At 49.5% G+C, this 24461-nt stretch carries 18 protein-coding genes; all 18 read right to left on the reverse strand.

Annotation, left to right across the window (positions count from 1 at the left end; translation table 11 throughout):
- Nucleotides 1-51: 51 nt before the first annotated feature.
- The 18 genes from LQ229_RS02490 to murA all read right to left on the reverse strand — a co-directional run bounded on the left by LQ229_RS02490 (nt 52) and on the right by murA (nt 24301).
- Nucleotides 52-3141 (reverse strand): S-layer homology domain-containing protein, encoded by a 3090-nt coding sequence (locus LQ229_RS02490; protein WP_230190878.1) that lies wholly within the window; start codon nt 3139-3141, stop codon nt 52-54.
- A 466-nt stretch (nt 3142-3607) separates the two neighbouring features.
- The gene (locus tag LQ229_RS02495) at nt 3608-3949 is read right to left on the reverse strand and encodes a hypothetical protein (RefSeq protein WP_216536701.1); all 342 of its coding nucleotides are present in this window, start codon (nt 3947-3949) and stop codon (nt 3608-3610) included.
- A 124-nt stretch (nt 3950-4073) separates the two neighbouring features.
- Entirely contained in the window at nt 4074-7799 is a 3726-nt protein-coding gene (locus LQ229_RS02500) for an S-layer homology domain-containing protein (protein ID WP_230190973.1), read from the reverse strand.
- A 504-nt stretch (nt 7800-8303) separates the two neighbouring features.
- Complete coding sequence (locus LQ229_RS02505) at nt 8304-9434, reverse strand: MraY family glycosyltransferase (protein ID WP_216536699.1); 1131 nt, start codon at nt 9432-9434, stop codon at nt 8304-8306.
- A gap of 117 nt (nt 9435-9551) precedes the next feature.
- A complete protein-coding gene (locus tag LQ229_RS02510) occupies nt 9552-10250 on the reverse strand; it encodes a WecB/TagA/CpsF family glycosyltransferase (protein WP_216536806.1) in 699 nt (232 codons plus the stop codon).
- A 105-nt stretch (nt 10251-10355) separates the two neighbouring features.
- Nucleotides 10356-11546 (reverse strand): polysaccharide pyruvyl transferase CsaB, encoded by a 1191-nt coding sequence (csaB, locus tag LQ229_RS02515; RefSeq protein WP_230190879.1) that lies wholly within the window; start codon nt 11544-11546, stop codon nt 10356-10358.
- Complete coding sequence (locus tag LQ229_RS02520) at nt 11513-13537, reverse strand: DUF5693 family protein (protein ID WP_230190880.1); 2025 nt, start codon at nt 13535-13537, stop codon at nt 11513-11515. The genes csaB and LQ229_RS02520 overlap by 34 nt, the downstream gene beginning before the upstream one ends.
- Before the next feature lie 105 nt (nt 13538-13642).
- The gene (locus tag LQ229_RS02525; RefSeq protein WP_230190881.1) at nt 13643-15358 is read right to left on the reverse strand and encodes a phospho-sugar mutase; all 1716 of its coding nucleotides are present in this window, start codon (nt 15356-15358) and stop codon (nt 13643-13645) included.
- Nucleotides 15359-15409: 51 nt separating this feature from the next.
- Nucleotides 15410-15841 (reverse strand): 3-hydroxyacyl-ACP dehydratase FabZ, encoded by a 432-nt coding sequence (gene fabZ / locus LQ229_RS02530; RefSeq protein WP_216536695.1) that lies wholly within the window; start codon nt 15839-15841, stop codon nt 15410-15412.
- Between the two features lie 130 nt (nt 15842-15971).
- Nucleotides 15972-16511: a CDP-alcohol phosphatidyltransferase family protein gene (locus LQ229_RS02535; RefSeq protein WP_216536694.1), complete on the reverse strand. Its 540-nt coding sequence runs from the start codon at nt 16509-16511 to the stop codon at nt 15972-15974.
- Nucleotides 16512-16591: 80 nt separating this feature from the next.
- A complete protein-coding gene (locus LQ229_RS02540) occupies nt 16592-16807 on the reverse strand; it encodes a DNA-directed RNA polymerase subunit beta (protein WP_230190882.1) in 216 nt (71 codons plus the stop codon).
- Nucleotides 16808-16908: 101 nt separating this feature from the next.
- Nucleotides 16909-17742: a flagellar hook-basal body protein gene (locus LQ229_RS02545; protein ID WP_230190883.1), complete on the reverse strand. Its 834-nt coding sequence runs from the start codon at nt 17740-17742 to the stop codon at nt 16909-16911.
- A gap of 53 nt (nt 17743-17795) precedes the next feature.
- A complete protein-coding gene (locus LQ229_RS02550; RefSeq protein ID WP_216536692.1) occupies nt 17796-18680 on the reverse strand; it encodes a flagellar hook-basal body protein in 885 nt (294 codons plus the stop codon).
- A gap of 461 nt (nt 18681-19141) precedes the next feature.
- Entirely contained in the window at nt 19142-20140 is a 999-nt protein-coding gene (locus LQ229_RS02555) for a rod shape-determining protein (RefSeq protein ID WP_216536691.1), read from the reverse strand.
- A 156-nt stretch (nt 20141-20296) separates the two neighbouring features.
- The gene (gene spoIIID, locus LQ229_RS02560; protein ID WP_216536690.1) at nt 20297-20584 is read right to left on the reverse strand and encodes a sporulation transcriptional regulator SpoIIID; all 288 of its coding nucleotides are present in this window, start codon (nt 20582-20584) and stop codon (nt 20297-20299) included.
- 232 nt (nt 20585-20816) lie between these two features.
- Complete coding sequence (locus LQ229_RS02565; protein WP_216536689.1) at nt 20817-21557, reverse strand: M23 family metallopeptidase; 741 nt, start codon at nt 21555-21557, stop codon at nt 20817-20819.
- A gap of 145 nt (nt 21558-21702) precedes the next feature.
- The gene (spoIID, locus tag LQ229_RS02570) at nt 21703-22815 is read right to left on the reverse strand and encodes a stage II sporulation protein D (protein WP_230190884.1); all 1113 of its coding nucleotides are present in this window, start codon (nt 22813-22815) and stop codon (nt 21703-21705) included.
- A 145-nt stretch (nt 22816-22960) separates the two neighbouring features.
- On the reverse strand, nt 22961-24301 hold the full coding sequence (gene murA / locus LQ229_RS02575) for a UDP-N-acetylglucosamine 1-carboxyvinyltransferase (protein ID WP_230190885.1): 1341 nt from the start codon (nt 24299-24301) through the stop codon (nt 22961-22963).
- Between the last annotated feature and the right edge of the window lie 160 nt (nt 24302-24461).

Here is a 24461-nt window from a genome sequence, read left to right on the forward strand (position 1 = left end):
AAAGTAAAAAAGAACTCATCTTCGAAAGAAGATGAGTTCTTAAAAATCTTATTAATTTAATGTTTTGGAAACGTAGAAGCTTGCAGCAGCATTTCCATGTGTATCTCTAAGGTTTCTGGAATCAGCATTATGCTCTTCCAAGAACACTTCTACAAGTTTACCAGCAGGAACTGCTTCGCCAAGATTCACTTTAATTTCAACAACTTTAGAAGCTCCATTTACAGGATTTTTCAAAGCTACGCTAACAATTTTGTCGGAATCAACTTTTTTGCCGTCAACGCGAACTGTGAACAGATCCGGGTTGTTAAGAACAGTTACTTCTTTGTTGAATTCAAGTTCTGCATATACGCCATTAGTTACACTAGCGACTGTTAAACCTTTGTAAGTACCCTCTTCAACAAGTTCAGGTTTAATTTTGTCTCGCAAGAACACTTTTTCATCATTGCCACTTGCGTCTGTGCCATAACCCACTTTCAAACCGTAGGATGTTTGAGATTGCGGTTTAGCAGCAATTACAAATTCAGTGCTAGTAGGATCCGGATTAACTTTGGCGTCTTTGTCAACAAATTTGAATGTAACGATTGACTTACCGTTATCTTCTTCACGTTTGTCAACTTTCAATTCTTTTCCATCTACAGTGAAATCTTTCGCGTAAACAGTGGAAAGAATTGCATCGAATTCAACTTTAAATGTGTCTCTAGCAGTAGCTTCCGCTTTTTTAACAACTACTTTTGCGTTGTCATAATCTTTAACTGCAGTATAAGCAATGGATCCTTGCAGGAAGTTACCTTTTGTATCAGCTACGCTGATAATACGCAGGCCAAGATCTTGACCATTTCCGATGAAGGCATTGTCTTGACGAGGTAATACAATTTTAACTGTTCTACCATCTGTCAAGTAAGCTTTTGAATCTTTTGGGAATGGCGAGAAACCACTCTCAGTTTGGCCGTCATAATTTTTGTTGTAGTTATATTTGTTAATGTCATCAGCCTTACCGGATCCATCATTTGCTACATCTTTGTTAAATTGAATAAAGATTTCAGTGTCCCATTTGCTTCCAACTTGAGTTTGCTTAAACCAAGAGTTCGCAACTTGTGGGCTCTCGATGTCTCCGATGTTAATTGTACCGGAGTAAGGAATCAATGTGTTAGCAATCGCCGCTCTGTCGCGAATACCCGCAATTTCAAGCGTGTATTTACCGCTATCCAGTTTACCTAACAGTTTGATAGTGACTTTTTTATTGTTGCTATCAAGGTTCGGTTTCAGCGATGGATGACCCTTCGAATCCAAACCAGTACCTTTAACTAACTCGCCTTTTTCGTTTTTCAAGGTGTAGTACTCGTTCTTCTCAGCGTCAGTTCTATTTACTTCTTTACTGAACTCAATTACAAATTGATGAACATTTTCCTCTTCGTTCAGTTCTGCTTTGATAGATGTAACAACCGGATTAGTGGAATCCAATGCAGGCGTTACTTTTGCTTCACGGTTAGCAGTGTTATTGCTGTAGTCAGTTACACCTTCTAAGTAAACAGTTGTTTCATTCAGGTTCAGCTTTTTCTCGTCTTCAAACTCAAGCGTTACGATGTTGTCATTAATTTTGATTTCTTTCGCTTCGTTGTATGTCGAAGTATGGTAAGCTTTGCTGACGGATTTAACAGTTTCATTGAATTCAACTTCAACTTTAGTTAAATCTTTTGTTTTAACCGAAACGATTTGTGGTGCTTCTGTATCCTCAGCTACAGTAAATGTAATTTCGCGAGGAGCAATTTTATTTCCAGCAAAATCTTCTACATTTCTTACAACCAGTTTATGTTCTCCAACGGATAAGTCAGCAGTAATAATTGCTTTTTTCGGATAAGAGTATGTTACATATCCAGCAATTGCTTTGCCGTCAATTTCAAAGTTGGAAGAAGTGTTCACGCTAGATTCGTTAACAGGCTCGCTAAATTCAACTTTGAATGCTTTTGTACCAAGACCTACAACTTCCTTAACTTCAGGAAGAGTCAAGTCAACTGGGGTAAATTTGATTTTTTGATCAAAAGTTTTGGAACCGTCGGAATTTTTAACTTTAATGGAAAGTTCATACTCTTTTTGTTTCTCAAGAGTGCTTTCCACTTCGTTTTTCAACAACAAAGTTACAGCTCTTTTATCATCGGACAAAGAAGCAGATTCGAATTTAAATCCATCGAGTCCATAGTTAGCTGTATTCTCTGCGCTCGCTTCATCAACTTCGCCGTCGAATTTGATTACGACTTCTTTGAAGTTATCCGCGGAAACAGACTCAATTTTAGTAGCTGCAGTCACTACATAAGTAACTTTAGTTTTGTATTCTTTCCCGTTTGGATGAGTTACAGTGATTTCAGTTTCTTTGTTAGCTTGAAGAGCTTCTTCAAGTTTAACCTCTACAACTTCACCATCCGTGAAAGTTACTTTTACGTTATTAGCATCGATAACTTCTGCAGTTTTAACGTTCAGCTTAGCGTCTTCGATCGCTTGGAACGCTGCATAGGAAGCGTCAACCAACAAGCTGCGGAGAGCCGGAGCTTTCAGTTCGGATCCTGCAGGGATCAAGCCAGCTTCAACTGCTGCTGCAACATAGTGTTTGGACCAGTTAGCGCCTGGCTCTTCAGCCGGAACTTCGATGTCCAGTGCCAACACCAATACTTTTGCCATTTCTTCAACAGTTACGTCGCCGTTTGGATCGAACAATTTAGCTTTTGCGTTTTTACCTTGCATCAAGCCAGCTGCTGTTACGGCTTCGATAGCTCCATGAGCCCAGTATTCAGTGTTATACACACCGCCACCGGAAAGCTTATCGTTGTAAGATACAGTGCTGGAGTTGAGGTCAAGATCCAACAATCTTGCTACAACCGTTGCGAACTCTGCGCGAGTCATTGTTTTGTCAAGACCGGCAGTGCCGTCTTTGTAGCCAGTGAATATGCCTTCCTCTTTCAGGAAATCATATTTCTCTTGAGTAGTAAGTTTCTTTTCTGCCTCCGCACCGAACGCTACAGACGCGAACATGGAGAATGCCATCGCTGTAGAAAGTGCGACTGATAAAATTTTCTTCATAACCTTTGTTTCTCCTCCTTGATTATCATGAGAACCTTGTTTAGTAAAATGGTAGCTCTTGTTACTCATTGCCGATTCACCCCCTTCCCCGAGTTGAGCAAATTGCTATAATCATGTCTGCAATCGAATCGATCACAGAAACTAGTAAACAAGACAAGCGACATATGAAAAAAATGTAGATTCGTAGCCTACCCTAACATTATACAATGAGTCCCAATAATCGTAAAGCCATAATTTCGCAAGTTAGGAAGAACCTGTGTCGAATCGGTTAAAATTTATTCATTTTTTTCTTGTCATCATCTTAAACGCATGAAACGAGCAAAAGTTGCGTTCTTTTTTCAAAAAAAATTTGAGAAATTTTGCATATGGCCAGCTATCAGTCCAGATCATATCGGCATGATATATTTTAAAGCCACGGTTGCTAGTATAGCACGGTGTTAGAAGCCCGTCATTAAGAAAAAATTGTAAAATAATCAAGCCAAAAACAAAGGCGCCTTTAGAAAAGACGCCTAGTCCTGGTCAAACTGCCTCAACATTATCTGATTTTCATGGCCAATTCGATGATCGTGGCACGCGCTTTCGGATTCGTATGCAGATTTTCATACATCCGGTCGAAATGCTCGCGATTATCCTTGTACATTTTCTCATGCTTAATCGTGCGATGCGACCAATCAATCAGTTCGTTCTCCGCCTTCGTCAAGGAGTTGAACGCGTCATGAAACCCGGTTTCAAGAACGATCTCTTCCATAACTTCTTGCGTAATTTCTTTATGTTGGCGAACTTCCTCAATTTTCTGTTGAAGAATTTTGGCTTTCTCTTCAAATTTCGTTTTGGCTTTGTCGTATTCTAACTGAGGCTTCGATTTCATCAGTTTCATCGAGTCGGATTCTCCCCTTTATGCCTTTTTTCGTTATTGTAACGTAAAGCGCAGAGAATTACAAAAGGTAGTGAGAGGAAAAGAGAGCCCCGCAGGGCTCCCAGTAGCTTGCCAAAGCATTCATTTACTTGATTTTCCTTAACTTTCTCATGATTCTTTCGGCAATAACAGCCGCATCGGCCCGTTTTAAATTAGATGTCGGATCAAAACGGTACGTCGGTTTTTTCTGTCCTTCCACCATTTGATTCGGAAGACCTTCGATATACCCCGCTTTATTGACAGCAAGTACTGCCGGAACCATATAAGGATCGATCGTATTCGCGTCGGTAAATTGCTTTTGCAACTTCGGAAGGTCTTTCTCCTTCGTGCCTAACTTCAAGTTTAGCGCACGCGCGATCATCGTCGCCGCATGCTCCCGCGTCAAATCGCCATTCGGGTCGAAGACCCGGGGAGCGATTCCGCGAATAATCCCTTTGCGAACCGCTGTCTCGACATATCTGTAATCCCATAGTACGTTAAAACCGCCATAATTGCCGACATCGTCGAATGTAGGATTATTCTCATCGTACTCCAATGGGATGTCCAGTATTTTCACCAGCATCGTGGCGAATTCGCCTCTCGATACGTTCTCGTATACACCGAATTCATAATCGTCGATCGGATTCATAATTTTGCTGGAAAGCATAATTTCCAGGCTATTGCGCGCATATGGATGCCCGATAATATCGTCAAACGTATAACGAAGGCCAAGAATCGCATAATAACCGAAACCGTCGAACGGCGCAGTTATCGTTTGTTTCTTCGCATCGATGGTCCCTCCGAGCGGAACCCACATTTGGTCGCGGTCTACCCAACGCCATATCCCCAGGTTTGCGGAAATCGCGTCGCGAATGTTCGGATCGTACTTCATCGTAATGGTTCCTCGTTGTGTCGGTTCCATCCATTGAATGTTGGAACGATCATAGAAGTTGGGATCTTCGATCGGATCGTTATACGATTTATACGGAAGTTTTCCTTCAATGACTTTCGTGACATTCCCCATGCTGTCTTTCTCGATATAGCCCGCGTCCATCCAGAACAACTCGGAAGCGTAGCCGTAACGGCTTGGCAGAGTCAACCATTGAATAGCCGAAAAATCGGCCGGAATTTCTTTAATAATACCGTCTTGAGGTCTTCCGGAAACTTCCTCGCCTACCGCATTATACTTCTTGAGAATACGGCCGTCATTTTTATCCGCTATACCGAACAGGATTTGCTGATTGTCGAACATGTTTATTTCAGGAGGCGCTTGTCCAGGCAAGGTGTTAGCCTCCCTCAGCAACGTCCCTTTCGGCAAACTTATGATCATGTCGCCTTTAAACAGCGTCGTTTTGCCTGATTTCGGAATTTCCGTTTTAAATAATGCGCCGGGCAATTTCTCGCCGGCATAATTTACGGTAAATTGGCCGTTAATTTTTTGATCGCCTTGAATGACCGTAAATTTGATCGTATTTTTCCCTACCTTTAAATTATTCACTTCGCCGCGGAAAATATCGTTCGTCTTATCCTTAACAAGCTCCTGCTTGCCGATAAGCACTTGATTGGCGCCTTCCGCTTCGATGCTTACCTTCAAGAAATTTTGGTTGATGACACTTTCGTCCGGCAGTTTCGGAGAAAGAATCGAGAAAGACGCGTTCTCTTTGACGATCGTGATGGTATGAGATACGTTGGCCGAACCTTTGCGCGCGGTGATCGTAATGCTTTTCTCTCCCGTTTTGGAAAGCGTGAGCGCATCGGTGTTCTCGTTCGGCTGTTTAAGCAAGCGGAAATGATACAGAATCACTTCATTTCCGTTTTCATCCGTCATTGGATTCCCGTTTTCGTCTTTTAGCGGTTCGGATCCTTCCATAAAGAGCCGGTTATTGTCAAACAACCATGCGTCGCCGTCCTGTTTGGCGTCAGTCCATAACTTTCCGTCTACCCGGACGTCAAACTTATCGGCGCTTCGAACCGTGAACAGCACTTCCAGCGCTTTTTCCGAAGTGGCGTATTTGTTATCCGATACAAGCTTGAACAAACCGCTTGGATCGTCGTTTTGCCGAATCGGAATGCCGGCCGGATCTACAACGAAAGGAACCGGGAAGACTGCGCTGATCTCTGGCGAATATTTAGCGAAAATATAGATCGTGATTGTCGTGGATACCGGAATGCCGTTGGTCGTTCCCGTAATCTTGATCGTATTCGGGCCGGCAACCAATAAATTTTGTTCGGCATCGCTAATTGTATATTCCAACAAGTTATCTGTACTGTTATTATTTGGCGCTCCCGTCAATTCTCTGCCGTTAATAGACAGCTTAATCGAACTCAAGTCGGATTGGGAAAAATTCGTATGCTTGATAACAATTTTCTCAAGATCTTTATTCTTATTTAAGATCGTTCCATCCTGAATATTCACAATTTCCAGGTAAGGCGCGGATACATAACTGACCGTAACCGTTCTGCTGTCCGCCGCGCTTGCTCCCGGCGTAAACACGAGATTTTGCTGCCCCGGAGGCATGCTTGTTATTTTAAATACAATCCCCGTTTCTCCGTTCGCAAGCGTACGCGATTCGTAATTAAAATTAGAAGCAGCATTGCCGTTGACCAAAGATTTCAAATCTACGGATGTCGCGGCGCTCGTTTTTACCAAAATATAAACAGGCAGCCCTAGAAACGTTGCATTGGACGACAAAGGCGCGCTTCTGTCATAAGTAATTTTGGAACCGTCGTCAATGACGTTAAATAGCTGTTGGATATCCGTAATGTAAGCTGACGAAGAGGTGCGATTCGTGAAATTGATGGCATAGTTGACCGTTTGTTTCCCGTATTCGCCCTGCACGTGCACATTATGCCGCCCCTCCGCATTCACGGTTAATCCCGGGCTTAAATTGGAATAGAAGAAAGTGATAAACCGGCTGTCTTTCGATACCTTGTTCAAATTGCTTGCTGTACCGGTTACCGATTCGAGATTGTTATTCGGATCGGTTAAAGTCAATTTCAAGTTATTTAATTGCTCTTGCGCAGTGTTCTCCAATTTAAAAACAACCGCAACTTTTACTGGCTCGGCGCTCGCAGCCGTTTTGTTCACCGTTCCGTTTTTCTCAACCTTCGTATTGCCGATTTCCAAATTGTAAGCGGTCGGTCCCCCGCCGTAATAAACGACCTCGCGGGTTTCTGTGATCGTCTTTCCTTCGTTGCTCGCGGTAATAACCAGCGTATTCAACCCGTCTACCAACGGAATGTCCGATGCGACGTAATTTTTTCCGTCTCCGGAATACATTTTCTTGCCGTTTACGTAAACTTCTTTCGCATTGGTCGCCCGCAGTGTGATCGATTTCGTATCAATAACCGTCGGATCGGTGCTGTCTCGCAAAATGCGTCCGTCCGCCGCTTTAATATCATATAACATCGGAGCGTTCGAATATCTGACGAATACTTCCGCGGTAACAACGTTGCCTAACGAATTGTTCCCTTTCACCGTGATCCGGTTTAGCCCCGAATCAAGCTTGATCCCAGGAAAACGGAACGTCATCGAGTTCTCGATCACCGGTTTGACATCGGTCCCTTTGCGGCTTGACACCACTTCAATGGAACCGTCCTCTTTCAAAATAATCGTATCGATCTCATAGGATATGCTATTCGCCGATACCCCGGTAAACGTCCCCACCAAATCGACCGTTTGCGTATTCACTTCGGTTGGATTCTTTACGTCATCGTTAAAATTGGCAATTTGAAAATAATCCGATGCCGCCGCCGCTTGATGCGACCCTACGGGCAGCCAGGCGACAACTAGAGAAAGCACCAACATCATAATAACCAACTTGCTCCACATTCTCGACACTCTTCGTCCCTCCTTCTTATATTCAACATCCGCACGAAGCAGATTTGATAACTTGTCCATTCATCTCCACCTTCTCCCTGATTTTACTTGAAATCCCCTTGGTAAGAGACCTTTCTACAAAAAATAGTCACGTATTTCTGTTATCGGTCGAAAGTTGGCGAAATTTTAGATGTTGCGGCAAAATTTAAGGAGGTTCGTAAATGATGGAAACATATATATCGCGGCTAACGGAACCAGGGGACTCTATTTGATCAAAATCGACACTTTTTAAAATCTAACGGATGTGAGAGACCTTATTGGCCGTAAATACGTTCATTTCTCCCTCCAAAAACAACGAATAAGAGTGCTGGGTTCCGTTAGAATCGGAAAGGACGGCTTTTTCCCACTTTAAGGTCCTCGAGTTCCGTTACAAATGTTGAACGCCGCTCTCGCAAGCCGGCCCAACATAAAAGCCCCTATCCGGTATGCCGGATAAGGGCTGATTCATACAAAAAATTATTTCGAATGCGAGTCGGTGCCTGTTTTCATGCGTAGCCGCAGCAGGAAATCGAGCAGCGGTCTCCTGGTTTTGTCTACGATGCCGATAATTTCCGCGCCGATTTGCAGGCTGAAGAGCATGATGCAGACGACGATAAACGTCACCCAGTTCGCCTCATGCACGGCGGCGATCGATTGGATAATCGCGAGCACGCCGAAGAACGTGGCGATACCGTAGATGATCAAAACCGATTTGCGATGGCTGAAGCCGAGCTCGCGCAGGCAATGATGCAGATGGCCTTTGTCCGGCGCGAAGATCGGTTTCTTGTTGCGCCAGCGGCGTACGATCGCGAAGAACGTATCCGACAGCGGCACCCCGATAATTAACAGCGGAGTCAGGAACGACACAACCGCGACCTGTTTAAAGCCGAGCAACGATAACATCGCCAAGCTGAAACCAAGAAACAAGGAGCCTGAGTCTCCCATGAAAATTTTGGCCGGATGAAAGTTGAAAAATAGAAATCCGACCACGCTGCCGAGCAGAACAAGGCTGATCAGTACAACTTCCCAGTTTCCCATCACGAACGCCATAACCAACATCGTGCCGATCGCAATGCCCGACACGCCGGCCGCAAGTCCGTCCAAGCCGTCGATCAGATTGATCGCGTTCGTCACGCCGACGATCCATATAATCGTGAGCGGGATAGCAATCCAATCCGGCATGGAAATATGGCCGCTGCCGAACGGAATGTTGACGAAATTAACGGTAACGTCGAATCCGAACACAACAACGCAAGCGGCGACGATTTGGCCGAGCAGCTTCACCTTCGCCGATAATTCAAATCTATCGTCCAGCGCGCCGATCAGCACGATAATCGAACCGCCGACGAGCAGAGCTTTCATTAAATTCGCTTCCCGCACCGTATCGAAGATGCTGTCGGGAATCCATGGATAAATAAGCAAAAAAGTGATAATAACGGCACCGTAAATGCCCAATCCTCCAAGACGGGGCATCGTGCGTGTATGCACTTTACGCGCGTTCGGCACGTCGACCGCGCCGATTTTGACCGCGAATTTTTTGACAAGAGGCGTCAATCCAAGAGCGAACACGAGTGCGATGGCAAATCCGAATACATAGATCATTTCCATTTGGTACTCTCGACCCCCTATTTCTCTACCGGATTGAATTATACTCCGATCGAAAAATAAACTCCATCCCTGAATTTAACCGTTTGCGCGTTATTTTACTATATTTCAATGAAAATGTTAAGGTTTTGTCACGTTTTCTTTGTCGCGGACCACTTTCCATGCGAATTTCGGAAGCGCAAGCATTCTTTTGAAGCGCCGCGGCTCCTTCGCCAAGCGATACAACCATTCGAGACGAAGCTTTTGCACCGCTTGGGGCGCACGCTTCAGCTTGCCCGAAATAACGTCGAAGCTTCCCCCGACTCCCATCATAATCGGCACGTTCAACTGCTGACGGTAGCGCGCAATCCACGGCTCCTGCTTGTCGGCCGAGCGGGCGACGAAGAGGATGTCCGGATCGGCTGCGCGAATTTGCGCAACGACCTCGTCGTCTTCGCTGTCTTGGAAATATCCGTCCCGGATTCCGACGATGCGGACCGCGGGGTAATCGAGTTGAAGCTTCGCCGCGGCGGCCTCGATGACTTCCGGAGAACTCCCCAGAAGGAACATCTTCCACCGGCGCTTCTCGCCCGCACGGAACAGCTCGTGCACCAGATCGAAACCGGTTACCCGTTCCGCTACCGGCTCGCCGACATATCCTGCCGCCCACACGATCCCCGTACCGTCGGGCACGATCAAATCGGCTTGCTTCATGACGCTCATATATTCAGGGCTTCCCAGGGCCGTCATCACCATAATCGGATTGGCGGTAATGACTTGATGCGAATCCCGGCGCTCTACCGCGTCGATCAAATATTCCACCGTCTGTTTCATATCCATCTTGGAAAAAGGAACGCCGTAAATGGAAACCGTAGGCACAGATTGGCGCCGTCCGGCAGGTTCCGGTGCTGGCTGCGATTCGTGTTGCAGTGAATTCACCTAACATCACCCTTTTTTTAGACGTAAGTAACGAACGATTTGTTTCGCGGGCAGCTGAGATTCCTGCTTCAGCCGTTCGATTCCCGCCGCCTGGCTGCGGCGCCATTCCGCGCCATGCGCAAGCAGACGCGCCGCTTCGGAAGCGGTGGCTTGCGGGTCAAGGTACGCCGTTGTCCCGACGGCGACCGAATTCAATCGATGCAGGAAGTGATCGATCTTCGGATCGTACGAAATGCCGAGCAGCGGCACGGATTGCGAAGCCGCATAAATGAGCGAGTGCAGCCGCATGCCGATCAGCAAATCGCAGCGGCTCACTTCCGCAAGCATCGCTTGCGGATCTTGCAGCGGCGGACAGATGCTTATGCGGCTGCCGCCCCCGTCTACGCCAAGGCCGGGGCCGCCGTTCTGGCCGATCCGGTCGATCACGTAGCGCGACGCTTCCTCGTCGCTTGGCAGATGAAACGGCAGAAATCGCAAATGGACGGCGCTCCGCTTGCACAATAGGGCGAGCGCTTCCGCACAGCGGTCGAGGTCGGAGCGGTCTTCGTTCCAATAGCGCACAGAGACGCCTACTAGCGGCAAAGGCAAGTCATCCTCGGCGGATTCGGCGCCGGATACGGATACCCTCGCTTCCGCATCCGCACCCCCATCCGGCAGCGGCAACCCCATTACCGGATCGGGCACGACATCGATCCGCCCCCGCGCAACGCCCATCGCAGCGAGCAGTTCCGCCGACTCCTGATCGCGCACCGACACGTAAGCGCATTTGCGAAACGCGCGGCGAATCATCCCGTAGAATAGTTTGCGCCGGACCGGACCGATTCCTTGCGCATATATAAAGGAAGGTTTTCCGAGCCATTGGGCGATTTTGACAATCGCCAGATAATACGGAATCGATTTGGCGCTCGTCGCATCTTGCAGCAAACTGCCGCCGCCGCTGATCAAGCCGTCGCTTTCGCGCAGCGCGCGAACGATATCGCCCAGCTTCATGCGCTGGACCGCCTGCACGCCGTAAAGCCGGGTCGTCAGCGCCGGGTCGGCGGACAGAACGACCGGCTCGACCGCGATCCCTTCCGCCTGGGCTTGCTCTTCCAACGCGGCCAGAATCGACTTCAACACCGCTTCGTCGCCGCTATTGTTAAAACCGTAGTATCCGGAGATGACTATTCTTTTGCTTGTACCAGCTTTCGACCCCATGTTTGCCAACACCTTTCAAGGATCTGCCACACCCCTGCGGCGATAAGTCCGATGATGAGACCTAATCCCAAACCGAGTACGACACGTATCAACGAAATAACGATCGGCGTATGAATATGCGCAAACGTATCGACCAAGGACAATTGCCCCATCGCTGCGATAATGAACAAATAAACGGCGTTCCGATACTTGAAGCTGAGGAAGAGACCGAGCACAAACGCCGGATGGGCCATCATAAACTCTTTAAACCGCGGACGCACGCCGAACGTATCTTCCAGCAAAGTCCGAATGACCATCTCGATTCCCGATACTTTCCCCGCATTGCCCGTCCGCGTCAGATAATAATACCCGGCCGCGCCGAGGACGCAGAACGCAACGATCCATAGCAATGTAATCGGCGTTTTGAGCAGTTTGCGCGCTTCGCCGACGACCGAATCGCCGCGGTACAAGAACACATACAATGCCACGAGACCGATCGGAGCGAGATGAAGCAAGCTGACGCCGCGGAACTGCTCCAATACAAGGCTGTAAGTAATATTGTTCAGCAGCGCGATAATTAACGGTACGGATGCCAAGGAGATCGCCGCCGTTTTCGCGTACAACGCGATGGTCAACCCGACGCGGCGGCCCGCCGTCATGTCCGGCTTCGCATCCGCGACCGCCATCACCTTGCGAACGAGCAGCACGAGCGCGATCGTAGGCGAACTGATCGATACGCCGAGCGCCATCGCTTGTTCGAGCAGAGGCGGCGACAATTTATAAAGCCCGGCCGCGCCGATTAATCCGATAACAAAAGCAGGAAGCATCAACACAGGGATAAAATACGAGATAAGCAAAGCGATCAAAGCCACCCCGCCGATCAATACGAACAGCTTGGCGTAACGCTGCCATGACGCGTCGTGGACGTTGAACGCCTGAGCTTGTCCAAGCTCGAATCCGTTGCTCTCAATGCCTGCAATGGCGTTGCCCGGCTTCTGCAAGCTGCGGATCAAATTGTCCACCGAATTCGTAATCGACGCCTTGGCCGGATTGGTCGCCGCCTGCGTGTTCAAATAAATCATGCGGATATTGCGGTCCTTCGTCCCCAGCACGAAGCGGTCGGCTATGACGGATTCGCTAAGCGACGAGTCCGCTTCGCTTAACGAGTAGATTCGCACGACATTGTAATTGATAAGATACGCCAGCTTGTTCATTCCTTTTTGCGGCGATTTCAAATTTTCGATGGCGGCGATGCCGATATCGTATTTGTTCAACAACTCCGCAAACGCGGCGATACTCTTCTTCTCGGCATCATCGGTATAACCTTTGACCGATTCCCCTTCGAACAAGATTCGTTTCACCCCGAGCGCGGCGTATTCCGCAAACAACTGCTCCATCGCTTGTTGATCGTACGGCAAGCTGTCCGTTAAACGCGGAACAATATGAAACCCTTTGCCGTGCAGCATTTCCATCGCGATCGGATCTTGCGGCATCGGTTTCAGCACGGCATTCTCCACCGGCGTTTCAATGATGAGCCCGTTCTTGTCGTTCCACGTCCAGGGCTTCACGCCGATCTCCAGGCTGGAGAACGTATTCGTAACGAGCGGCGCGATTCTGCGCTCGTTCTCTTCGTTCGTAAATAGAATATACGTATAATTTTCGTTCGGATTAAAGGCTTGTCCGGTTAATGTCGCCATCTCGGCAGCATTATATACCAAGACGCGGCGGTTCGTTTTATATTCGGCAAGCGTGCTTTCGAACATCGCCATCGACTGCACGCCCGCTTCTTTCAGCCGGTCAAGCTGTTCGTCGACATATTGCTGCGGATTCGGTTGATAAGCGGCCACGTCCAATAAATCGCGATAATCGAAAACAAATTCGACCGTATTCGCGGATGATTCGGTTTGTATCCGTTGGTAAGCGATCGGCAATGACGCGAGAATTCCCAATATGACGAGTCCCCACAGCCATTTCTTCGTCCGTGCGTTCCAACGTTGCAAAAATGAAAGCACAAGTTTCCCTCCTCAGGCAAAATTCGGATGACCTCCCCGGAAAACATGCAATTCTCCAAAGAGGTCATGCCCTCAATTCTATCCATTTATCCTTTTCTAAAAATATTACAGTTTTTCCGTTACCGCCTCAACCAGACGGTCGAGCGCCGCGGACGCCTGATCGTACGATTCGCCGCGCACGGCAAAGTATAACTTAATCTTCGGCTCCGTCCCGGACGGGCGCAGGCAAAACCAGGAGCCGTCCTCCATAATAAACTTGAGCACGTTCTCGCGCGGCAGCCCGTCGATGCCTTCCGAATAATCGAGGCGCCGCTTGACGTTCACGCCGGCCACTTGAGCCGGAGGATTCGATCTCCATTCGGACATGATCGATTGGATTTGCTCCAATCCGTCTTTTCCTTTCAAGGTGCGGGACTCTAGTTTTTCCAAAAAATACCCGTGCGATGCGTACAATTCGTTCAATACGTCATACAACGTTTTGCCTTGGCTTTTGTAATAGGCCGCAGCTTCGCAGATGAGCATGGCGGCAATGACGGCGTCCTTGTCGCGCGCGTACTCGCCCGCCAAGTAACCGTAGCTTTCCTCGTATCCGAACAGGAAAGTATGCTCGCCGCTGGCGGCGAATTGCGTCATTTTCTCGCCGATATATTTGAATCCGGTTAACGTATTCAGCACTTTGGCGCCGTAATGTTCGGCGATGACCGCCCCCATCTCGCTCGTTACGATCGTTTTCACGACCGCGCCGTTCGCGGGCAGTTCGCCGGCGGCTTGCATTTGGCTCAACAAATAATGCACCATGATCGCGCCGGACTGATTCCCCGTTAATACCTCATACTCGCCTTGGTTGTTCCTCACCACCGCGCCCATGCGGTCCGCATCCGGATCGGTCCCGATAATAATATCGGCATCGATTCGTTCCGCAAGCCGCACGGCCATCGCGAACGCTTCGCGTTCTTCCGGATTCGGCGACTTCACCGTAGGGAACTGGCCGTCAGGCCGTTCCTGCTCCGGCACGACATGCACATTCCGGAAGCCGATTTCCTCCAGCACCCGTCGCACCGGCATATTGCCCGATCCGTGCAGCGGCGTATAAACGATGGCGAACGATTCTCCGAGGCCGCCCGCCCCTTCGATCCGGCTGCGATTTCGGCTTTGAGCCGCCACCGTCGTTATGTATGACAAATCCTCCGCTTCCCCAAGCCATTGCAGAAGGCCTTGCGCTTCCGCTTCTTCACGCGCAGCCATGCGCACTTGATCGAAGGAATCGATCCCCCTGATCTGCTCGATGACTTGCTCCGCCTCATGCGGCACAAGCTGTCCGCCCTCCGCGTTATATACTTTGTATCCGTTATATTCCGGCGGATTGTGGCTGGCCGTAATGACAATACCGCCGCTTGCTTTCAGCGCGCGCACCGCGAACGACAATTGCGGCGTCGGCCGAAGCTCCGGAAACACCTTCGCCTGAATGCCGCTCGCGGCAAGCACGAGCGCCGACGTCAAGGCGAATTCGGGAGAATTCTGCCGCGAGTCGTACGCAATGACGACGGATGGATTCTCTCCTTCCTTCCGGTTCGCCAATATGTATTGCGCAAATCCTTGCGTCGCGCGGGCGACGGTATAACGGTTCATCCGGTTCGTTCCCGCTCCCATAATGCCGCGCAAACCGCCGGTGCCGAATTCCAGATCTTTATAGAACCGCTCTTCGATTTCGGCGGGCTGATCGGCGATCGCGCGCAGCTCCGCCTTCGTCGCCTCGTCAATATGCGGATCGTTCAACCATAATTCATAAGCTTTCCCATGCTTGGTGTTGGACTGGTCCATGCTCGTTTCAGTCTCCCTCCGTAAGTTTTTCTTTCTTGCACCTGCTGCGTATTAGGATGGGTCGGACAGCGCAAACATAATTTCGCCCTCGGCCACGACGCGGTCTCCGACTTTCGCCGTTCCTTTTCCTTTGCCGATCGAGCCTTTCAGGCGAATGATTTCCACTTCCAAAGTCAGCGTATCGCCAGGTTTCACTTGGTCGCGGAACCGGAATCCGTCGATACCGGCCAGAAAACCGATTTTGCCGCGGTTCGCCTCTATGCTGAGCATTGCCACGGCGCCAACTTGCGCGAGCGCCTCTACGATCAGCACGCCCGGCATCACCGGGTATTCGGGGAAATGGCCGGCAAAATACGGCTCATTCATCGTCACGTTCTTCAAACCGACGACGCGTTTGCCCTCCTCGATTTCAACGATCCGATCGACAAGCAGAAACGGATAGCGATGCGGAATAATTTCTTGAATTTGTTGAATGTTCAGCAATTGAAAAGCTCCTTTCGGACATAAACTCGTATTGAAGATGAACCTTGCATCACGAATAAAAAAACGCTTTATTGAGCAACATAGGAGTATCCTTCATGAACTGCAGTCGTGAAGGTTGAGATAAGGAGCCTTATTCAGCGAGCGTCCCGCTTTTATGAATAGGCTCTTTTCGGTTTAAATGTTTGAATTGAAAAATATAGATGATCGTCGTGACAAAAGAAAATACGATGACCGCCCACAAAAGTTCCCGCGCATAAGGCAAGGTGAAGAAAATCCACAGAATCGCCACATAATAAAGAATCGTCGTCAATTTCCCCATCCAATTCGCCGGCACGGTAAGAAAACCTTTAAAATGAAAAAAGGCCGAGCCGATAATCATGCCTGCGTCGCGGACGAACATCGCCAGCGCCGCGCTCCAGGGCAAGTCGCCCGATACGAGGAGCGAGATCATCACCGCAAGCATCATCGTTTTGTCGGCAAGAGGATCAAGCATGCTGCCGACCGTTGTCACCTGATTGCGTTTGCGTGCGATGTATCCGTCCAAAATATCGGTAAGCCCTGCCAATAAAATGACGGAAAAAGCCGCATACCGATGTCCGCCTGCGAAAACCAGGATATAGACCGGAATCAAAACGAAACGCGCCAGCGTCAACATATTCGGCAAATTCAAGGTTGTCCCCTCCGTACTCAGTCTCCCAAATATTATACAACTCTGCTTAAAAAAATAAAACTCCCCATGCGAGGAGTATATTATTTCGCAAATATTAAATCAAACACATGTCTCCACGTGCTCCATTGCATCACATCGGAAGCCGGTTGTTTGCCGAAAACCACATACCCGACGACCAGTCCCGCATATAGAGCAATGATAAACAGTACCGGCACGATTAATTTGCGTAAAATCAAAAACGTGATGCGCGCCCATTTCGGCATAGAACCACCGCCGTTTTTCGTTTCCATTTCCATACTCACATTGTTCCTCACTTTGAATAAGCATCCCCTTTCTTGGTGCAAAGCCGGTCATTCTCGTGATCAAAAAGGGGATTGATTCACTGTCCGTACACGCATTATGCGCGTAAGGTGTTTACCAGACCCATCATATTGTCGCTTGACGTTAACGCTCTGGCCGTCAATTGGTAAGCCCGCTGCACTTGCATCATGTCGGCAATCTCGTCCGTCAGGCTCACGTTGGATTGTTCCAGGAAACCTTGGCGTACCGCCACGCTTTTCTGTTCGTCAAGCGGTTCGTCCATATCGATAGCCGCCAGAACGACCGTAGGATCGGCATTCCCCGCAACGACAAACAAATTATCGTCCGTCTGCGTCAGCAAATCAGGCCGCCGCGGCTGTACCAGCTTCATTCGGGCGATCTCTTCGCTTTCGGTGCTGCCGGGCTGCTGCGCCGTCACATTGCCTTTCTCGTCTACTTGAATATGATATCCGTTCGGAACGGCGATCGGTTGGTCTTCCGTATCTACAATAAGATAACCTTGGCTGGTCGTCAAGTATACGTTCTCTTCGTCGCCTTCCACCGGATTCAACTGCAAAGCGCCACCGCGCGTCCAGCCGGTGAGACCGTCCGCATTGACTTCAAACAAAGCGTCGCCTTCAATGGCCAAGTCGGTCGGATTGCCCGTATTGAGCATCGCGCCTTGGGACAAGTCCCACGACATCGTGTTCAGCCTGGCCCCCCAACCTGCCGTAAATCCGGAGGGCGTCATCCGTCCGGGCAGCTTCATTGCTTCCTCATGCTGCACTGCCGTGGTCAACACATCTTCGAACGTAGATTGCTTGCGCTTATATCCGTTCGTATCCATATTCGCGATATTATCGGCGATGATGTCCAATTTCTTCTGAATGCCGCCCATCGACACCATGGCGGAAATCATGGAATTGTTCATTAGCGAAGCCCCTTCCCACTTAGGTATATTCATGCCTTGCTTCAATCATTCTCTTACTGTACTCGTCCGACCTCGTTTACCGTTTTTTCCAAGCTTTTATCGTAAAATTGAATGACTTTCTGATTCGCCTCATAAGCGCGCGCCGCAGCCATCATATCGACCATCGCCTGAGAAGGATCGACATTGGAGCGTTCCAGATAGCCTTGACGAACCTCTACGTCGTCGGTATCGTTGACAGGCCGCGCAGCAGCCGCATCTTCTTCATTCGCGAAACGGAAATTCCCGTTTCCTTCCTTAATAAGCAGATTCGGATTCTCGATCCTCGTAATTAATAACTGTTCAATATCGAATACAAGCTCTCCCGTCGTTGCGTTAAACCATTCTCCGCGCCCGTTGACCGACAGTTCGCCAATGGCCCGATCGCCAATATCGATCGGCTGTCCATCCACGCCAAGCACCAGAGAGCCGTCGCCGGCTTGCAAATTGCCGTTCGCATTGACGGTAAATTTGCCGTCGCGAGTATAGCGGGTTTCCCCGTTGCCGTCTCGCACCGTGAAAAACGCCTGCGGCTTGAACACAACTTCGCCGTCCTGCGTGACGGCTTTGCCGGATGCGTCAAAGACCAAGTTCGGGTCCGCGCCCGTTAAATCCGCTACAAGCGCAAAATCCGACGCGCTCTGGGTCTGTCTCAAATCTCCTTGCATAAATAGCGGAATGCTTTCTTCCGAGAATACACCCATGTTCAACTGGCCGATCGACTTGGCGCCGGGATTGTCCGCGCCGACCAAAGCGATCAGCATCTCCGGGAACGCGCGCGCCGCCGCATTCACCTGCTTATAGCCGGGCGTATTAAGATTCGCGATATTGTTCGTTACCGTATCGTGCCTGCGTTGCTGCGTCATCATTCCCGACGCGGCCGAATATAAACCTCTGAGCATGTAAGGGAACCTCCTTAAAGTTTTGCGGAGCAAAACTGACTTCGTAAGCATCAACTTAAGCTTTGCGGAGCAAAGCTGACTTCGTAAGCATCAACTTAAGTTTTGCGGAGCAAAGCTGTCACTTATGAGTTTGCCGAAACCTCGCCTCAATGAACGAGACAAACTAATTAGCGGTAAAAACTGCCTTTATTTTGCTTATAGCTAGGCTTGTCCCGAATTTAGCGCCATTCTCTACCGTTAATTTTGGCAAATTGCCCATAGAACTATATTCACGCCTAAATTAACGGTACAAATTACATTTAATCTCATACTTTAAACGATAATAGGCGAATTAACGGTAGTTTATACCGCTATATGAACGTATCGTCCCGAACTAGCCTTATCCGTTCGCCTCAGACGATCGGGGAAACCAATGCCCGCCGCCGAATCAATCTTTACCTATAATATAGTTATCGGCAGCGCTACAGTTTTTTCTTAGCGACTTTGTCGAGGTTGTCCAACATAATGCCCGTGCCTTTCACAACGCAATGCATCGGATCGTCGGCGATCAAGACCGGGACCTTCAGCTCCTCGGCCATCAGTTCGTCCAATCCGTTCAGCATGGCGCCCCCGCCCGTCAAAATAACGCCGCGATCGATAATATCCGCCGACAGCTCCGGCGGCGTCCGTTCCAGCACCGATTTGGCGGCGGCGACGATCGACGATACGGGTTCCCATAACGCTTCCCGGATCTCGGTCGAATTAATCGTCACCGTGAGCGGCAGCCCGCTTACCATATCGCGGCCGCGTATATCCATCTCCTCTTCCCGTCCGTACGGATATACCGTCCCGATATTCACTTTAATATCTTCCGACGTGCGTTCGCCGATCAACAGCTTATATTTATTTTTTATGTATTTCATGATAGCGGAGTCGAACTTGTCGCCTGCGATTTTAATAGAAGAGGCGGTTACGACATCGCCCATGGAAAGCACGGCTACATCTGTCGTTCCGCCGCCGATATCGACGACCATATTTCCGCTGGGCTGGAATATGTCCATTCCAGCCCCAATGGCAGCAGCCTTCGGCTCCTCTTCCAAGAATACTTCCTTCGCTCCGCAACGTTCCGCCGCTTCGCGTATCGCTTTCTGCTCGACGGACGTAATGTTCGTCGGGGCGCAAATGAGAATGCGGGGATGACTGTACCATTTCCGACCGCCCACACGATCGATGAAATACTTCAACATCGCTTCCGTTATTTCGAAGTCCGCAATAACCCCGTCCCGCAAGGGACGAATTGCAATGATATTACCGGGCGTGCGGCCGACCATGCGGCGCGCTTCTTCCCCGACGGCGAGCACGCGTTTTGATTCGTTTTCGATCGCGACTACGGAAGGTTCGTCTAATACTACCCCCCTCCCTTTCACGTGGATCAGCACGTTCGCTGTGCCGAGGTCGATTCCGATATCCTTGCTTATCATGATTACATTGGCCTCCAAAGTAAAATATTAGTAAGTCATAAACTTCGACATTTACCGGGAAATTCCTGCACATTATTTACTATTTTCTAAACATATCATACTTTGGGCGGGTTACACAATGACTATTGCTTGCTCTCGCACTTCTCCATATTCTTCTTAAGATTTTCCAGCGGTGATGACTTCGCGTTTTTTGCCGCTCGACTTTTTATACTTAATTTTCGTTGCCTCTCCTCCCCGCAAATGTCGAATCGATTTGTGGTATTCGAGAATGTGCTTAACCTGATCCGCCAAATCCGGATTAATCTCCGGTAAACGCTCGGTTAAATCTTTGTGCACCGTGCTTTTCGATACTCCAAACTCTTTCGCAATGGTACGAACCGTATGTTTGGTTTCAACGATACAACGCCCAATTTTAATGGTTCGCTCTTTGATGTAATCGTGCACGCTCCCGCCTCCCTACTCGAGATAGTTTGGTACATTATATGAGGGGCGTGCCTATATATTCTTTGTTTCCAAGCCTGACAAGCTCAAATCTGTACAAATTTTTTCGGGACATGCCAAAAGGACAGAGGGGTTTCCCCCCTGCCCCGACGGCTGAAACGCTGCATTTTCCTATGTTTGTTCAAGAAATTCCCCGGGAATTTCCCGAAACCCGGATCCTGTCCGGAAAGACTGCTTATTTTTGAAGCAACGGTTCCGGATTGACCACTTTGCCGTTTTGATACACTTCGAAGTGAAGATGCGCGCCCAAGTCTTTTTCAAGCTCGTTGCGTCCCGCGGAAGCGATCGGATCGCCTTTTTTCACTTCATCGCCTTCTTTGACCGCCACGTCGTCGGCCAAGCTTTGGTATACCGTCTTCACATTGTTCGCGTGCGTAATTTCAACGACGTTGCCGAGAATCGGATGGTTCTGCACTTGCGTAACCGTTCCGTCCAGTGCGGCCGTTACTTGGAACGTCTTGCCGTCTTCGCGGCCCAAGTCGATCCCTACGTTCGGCGTGAACGTATCGTTGTACTGAACCATCGCCTCTTTATGTACTTCCGCCGAAGCGTCCGTATCATAGAATGGCATGACGACCTTGACTTCGTCCCGGTTTTTCACCGGCCAGCCTAACGGTTCCACATTTGCCGCCGTTTCGGTATGCTCCGGATCTGTCGCCGCTTCGTTCCCCGTCGTAACCGCGTCTACGTTTTCATTGATGGTATTCAAGCTGAGCTCAGGGTTGTCCTTCGTTCTAGCACCCTGGTAGACGAAAAATACGGTTACTAAGATTGCGATAGCTGCCATGTACACTGCAGGAAAGACCCATTTTTTCGACAACATCCTTTTCCATGAAGAAGGCTTTACAGCCGCCGCTCCCGAGATCGATTTAGAAGCGTCTTCGTGGACTTGCTTCGATTTGTTTTGTTCATTCATTTGCATATCACCTCAGTAACCATTGTTACCGCGGCGAACACTTTTATACCTGTTATCAAACTAATTTTTAAGATTGCTATTCCAATAGAGTATCCGCGCTTTCCTAAAGCCGCTTCCCGTGCGGGATGGAGCAACGCATCCGACCCTACTTGGAACCGTTCCGTAATATATTCGAAGCTTTCTCGAATTGAATTCCCGTATAATAATGTTGCAAAATTTGCTGCGCCGTTTTCCCTTCCTTCGCCATCCCGTTGGCCCCCCATTGGCTCATGCCGACGCCGTGGCCGTTGCCGTAAGTCGTAATCCGTATATTCGCGCCGTCGATAGACCAAGTGAAATGGGAGGATCTCAAACCTAGCTTTTCGCGAACCTCTCTCCCGCTGAACGATTGCCCTCCGATTTGGATTTGCTTGATGCGGCGCCCTTTCGTCCTTTCCAAGACGCGAATGGCCCCCTTTCCCCCGGCCTTATTTCCGAACGCCGGGACGGCCGCCGAATCGAGATTCAGCTTTTGCAAAAAATCGGAAACCGGCATCGTCACCGTTTCCTCGTAATTCGGAGCCAGCGACTTGTCCCACGGGCTGGAAACGCTGCGAAGATACGGAATCTTTTGCTGCCAGTAGTCTTCCGAATTTTCCGTATATCCGTTGCTGGTAGAGAAAAAGACCGCCTCGATCGGTTCGTTCCGGTATGTCATAATCGTATCGCCCGTTTCCGCCACCGCCCGGCCGATCCGGTCTTGTCCGGCGCTGTCGGCCGTTCCCCGCGCGGCCCCCTTCTGGGAAATGTACGCTTGATGCGCAACGGTGTCGGTAATATCCGCCCCCTCGACAGGGACGCCGCTCCTGTCGCCGGCGGCTAACCGGCGGACGATATAAGTGCGGGCCGCGATCGCTTGCGCCTTTAACGCTTCTAGCTCGAAATCGGCCGGCATCTCGGCCGCGACGACGCCGCGGACATAATCGTTCAATGCTACCGTTTCAATCGCATTCTCCTTCGTTACATAGACGCGCACTTCGATTTCCATCTCCGTCTCTCTACCAATTTCCGTCTTCTCCTTCGGCGCAGTCTGTGCCAGTTGCCCCGCCGAATGGTATTGCCGGACCGGAACGTCGTCGACCAATAGCAGCGGAATGCAGAGAGCCGTTCCTATTAATCCCGCGGCCCACATCGCGATCCACCCTCCCGGGGGGATTTTGCCGCAGGCGCGCCGGAACGCTCTTCCGCCGCCGCGAAAGTTGAATTCAATACGTCTCATTGTCATCCTCCGTGAGCTGTTTCTAGCGATTTGCCCGATCCATAGTTATATGAATTTCTCATTAAATAGATATGAGCTTTACAGACAAGCTAGAACTAAAATAAAAGACCGAAACGATAGCCGTTTCGATCTTCTTATTTGTGTATTATGCCCATGTAGGTTGTACTTTAAACAGTTTGACGTCTTGTTCCTTCGTTTTCTCGACTTCCGGTTCGAATACCGGTTCTTCCGCCGTAATTCGCCAAATGTCGGCGCCCAATTGCGAGAGCTTCTCCGCAATATTGACGTATCCGCGATCGATATGATGCGTGCCGGTAATTTCCGTCGTGCCTTCGGCAGCCAGCCCCGCGCAGATGAGCGCGGCTCCGGCCCGCAAATCGGTCGCGCATACTTTGGCGCCCACCAATTTCATGCCGCCGCTGACAACGGCGGTACGGCCTTCGACTTTAATTTGCCCGTTCAGATTAATGAATTCGTCCACATGCATGAAACGATTCTCGAATACCGTTTCCGTCACGACGCTCGTGCCTTCCGAAACCATCAATAAGGCCATCATTTGCGATTGCATATCGGTCGGGAATCCCGGATAAGGCAACGTCTTGACGTCTACCGATTTAAGCGGCCGATCCGCGCGCACGCGAATTCCGTTCTCGTCCGGTTCGATCGTCACGCCCATCTCCTGCATTTTCGAAATGACCGGGCCCAAATGATCGGCGATCGCCCCTTCAACATAGACGTCACCGCCGGTTATGGCAGCCGCGATCATATACGTTCCCGCCTCCACGCGATCCGGAATGACCGAATGCTTCGCGCCGCGGAGCTTGTCAACGCCTTCAATCCGAACGACGCCGGTTCCGGCTCCGCGCACTTTGGCGCCCATCGCATTCAAATAGTTGGCCAAATCGACGATTTCCGGCTCTTTCGCCGCATTTTCAATCGTCGTCGTTCCTTCTGCCAAGGTGGCGGCCATCATAATGTTTTCGGTTGCGCCGACGCTTGCTACATCCAAATAAATTTTCGCGCCTTTCAATCGCCCTTTGACTTTCGCTTCAATATATCCTTGTCCGAGGCCGATCTCCGCCCCCATCGCTTCAAACCCTTTCAGATGCTGATCGATCGGTCTTGTACCGATTGCGCAGCCGCCGGGCAGCGAAATTCGCGCATATCCTTCGCGGGCCAAGAGCGGGCCCATCACAAGAAAGGATGCGCGCATTTTTCGGACAAATTCATATGGCGCTTCGCAGGAGGATAAGCGTTCCGCATTGACGCGAATGATTTCGTTTTGATATGTAATATCGGCTCCGAGTGTTTCGAGCACTTTGCTAATCGTCATAACATCGTCGAGTGGAGGAGCGTCGCAAATTACGCTTTCTCCTACTTCCCCCAAGAGAGAGGCAGCGATAATCGGAAGCACGGAGTTTTTCGCTCCATTAACGCGTACGCTTCCGGATAACCGTTTGCCGCCGCGGACGATAAATTTGCTCATTCTGTTTCCCTCCGCGCGAGTTTTTTACCTTTACGTTTTCAAAATACAGCAGAATATGACATTTGTTGCGTTTCCTGTGTTTTACCCAAGATACATAATACCATCCCAGCATATAAGGTAACAAGCGTTATTTTCTCGATTTACCGTTGTATTAACCATT

It is taken from the genome of Paenibacillus sp. CECT 9249 (assembly GCF_918697855.1).
GTDB lineage: Bacteria > Bacillota > Bacilli > Paenibacillales > Paenibacillaceae > MSJ-34.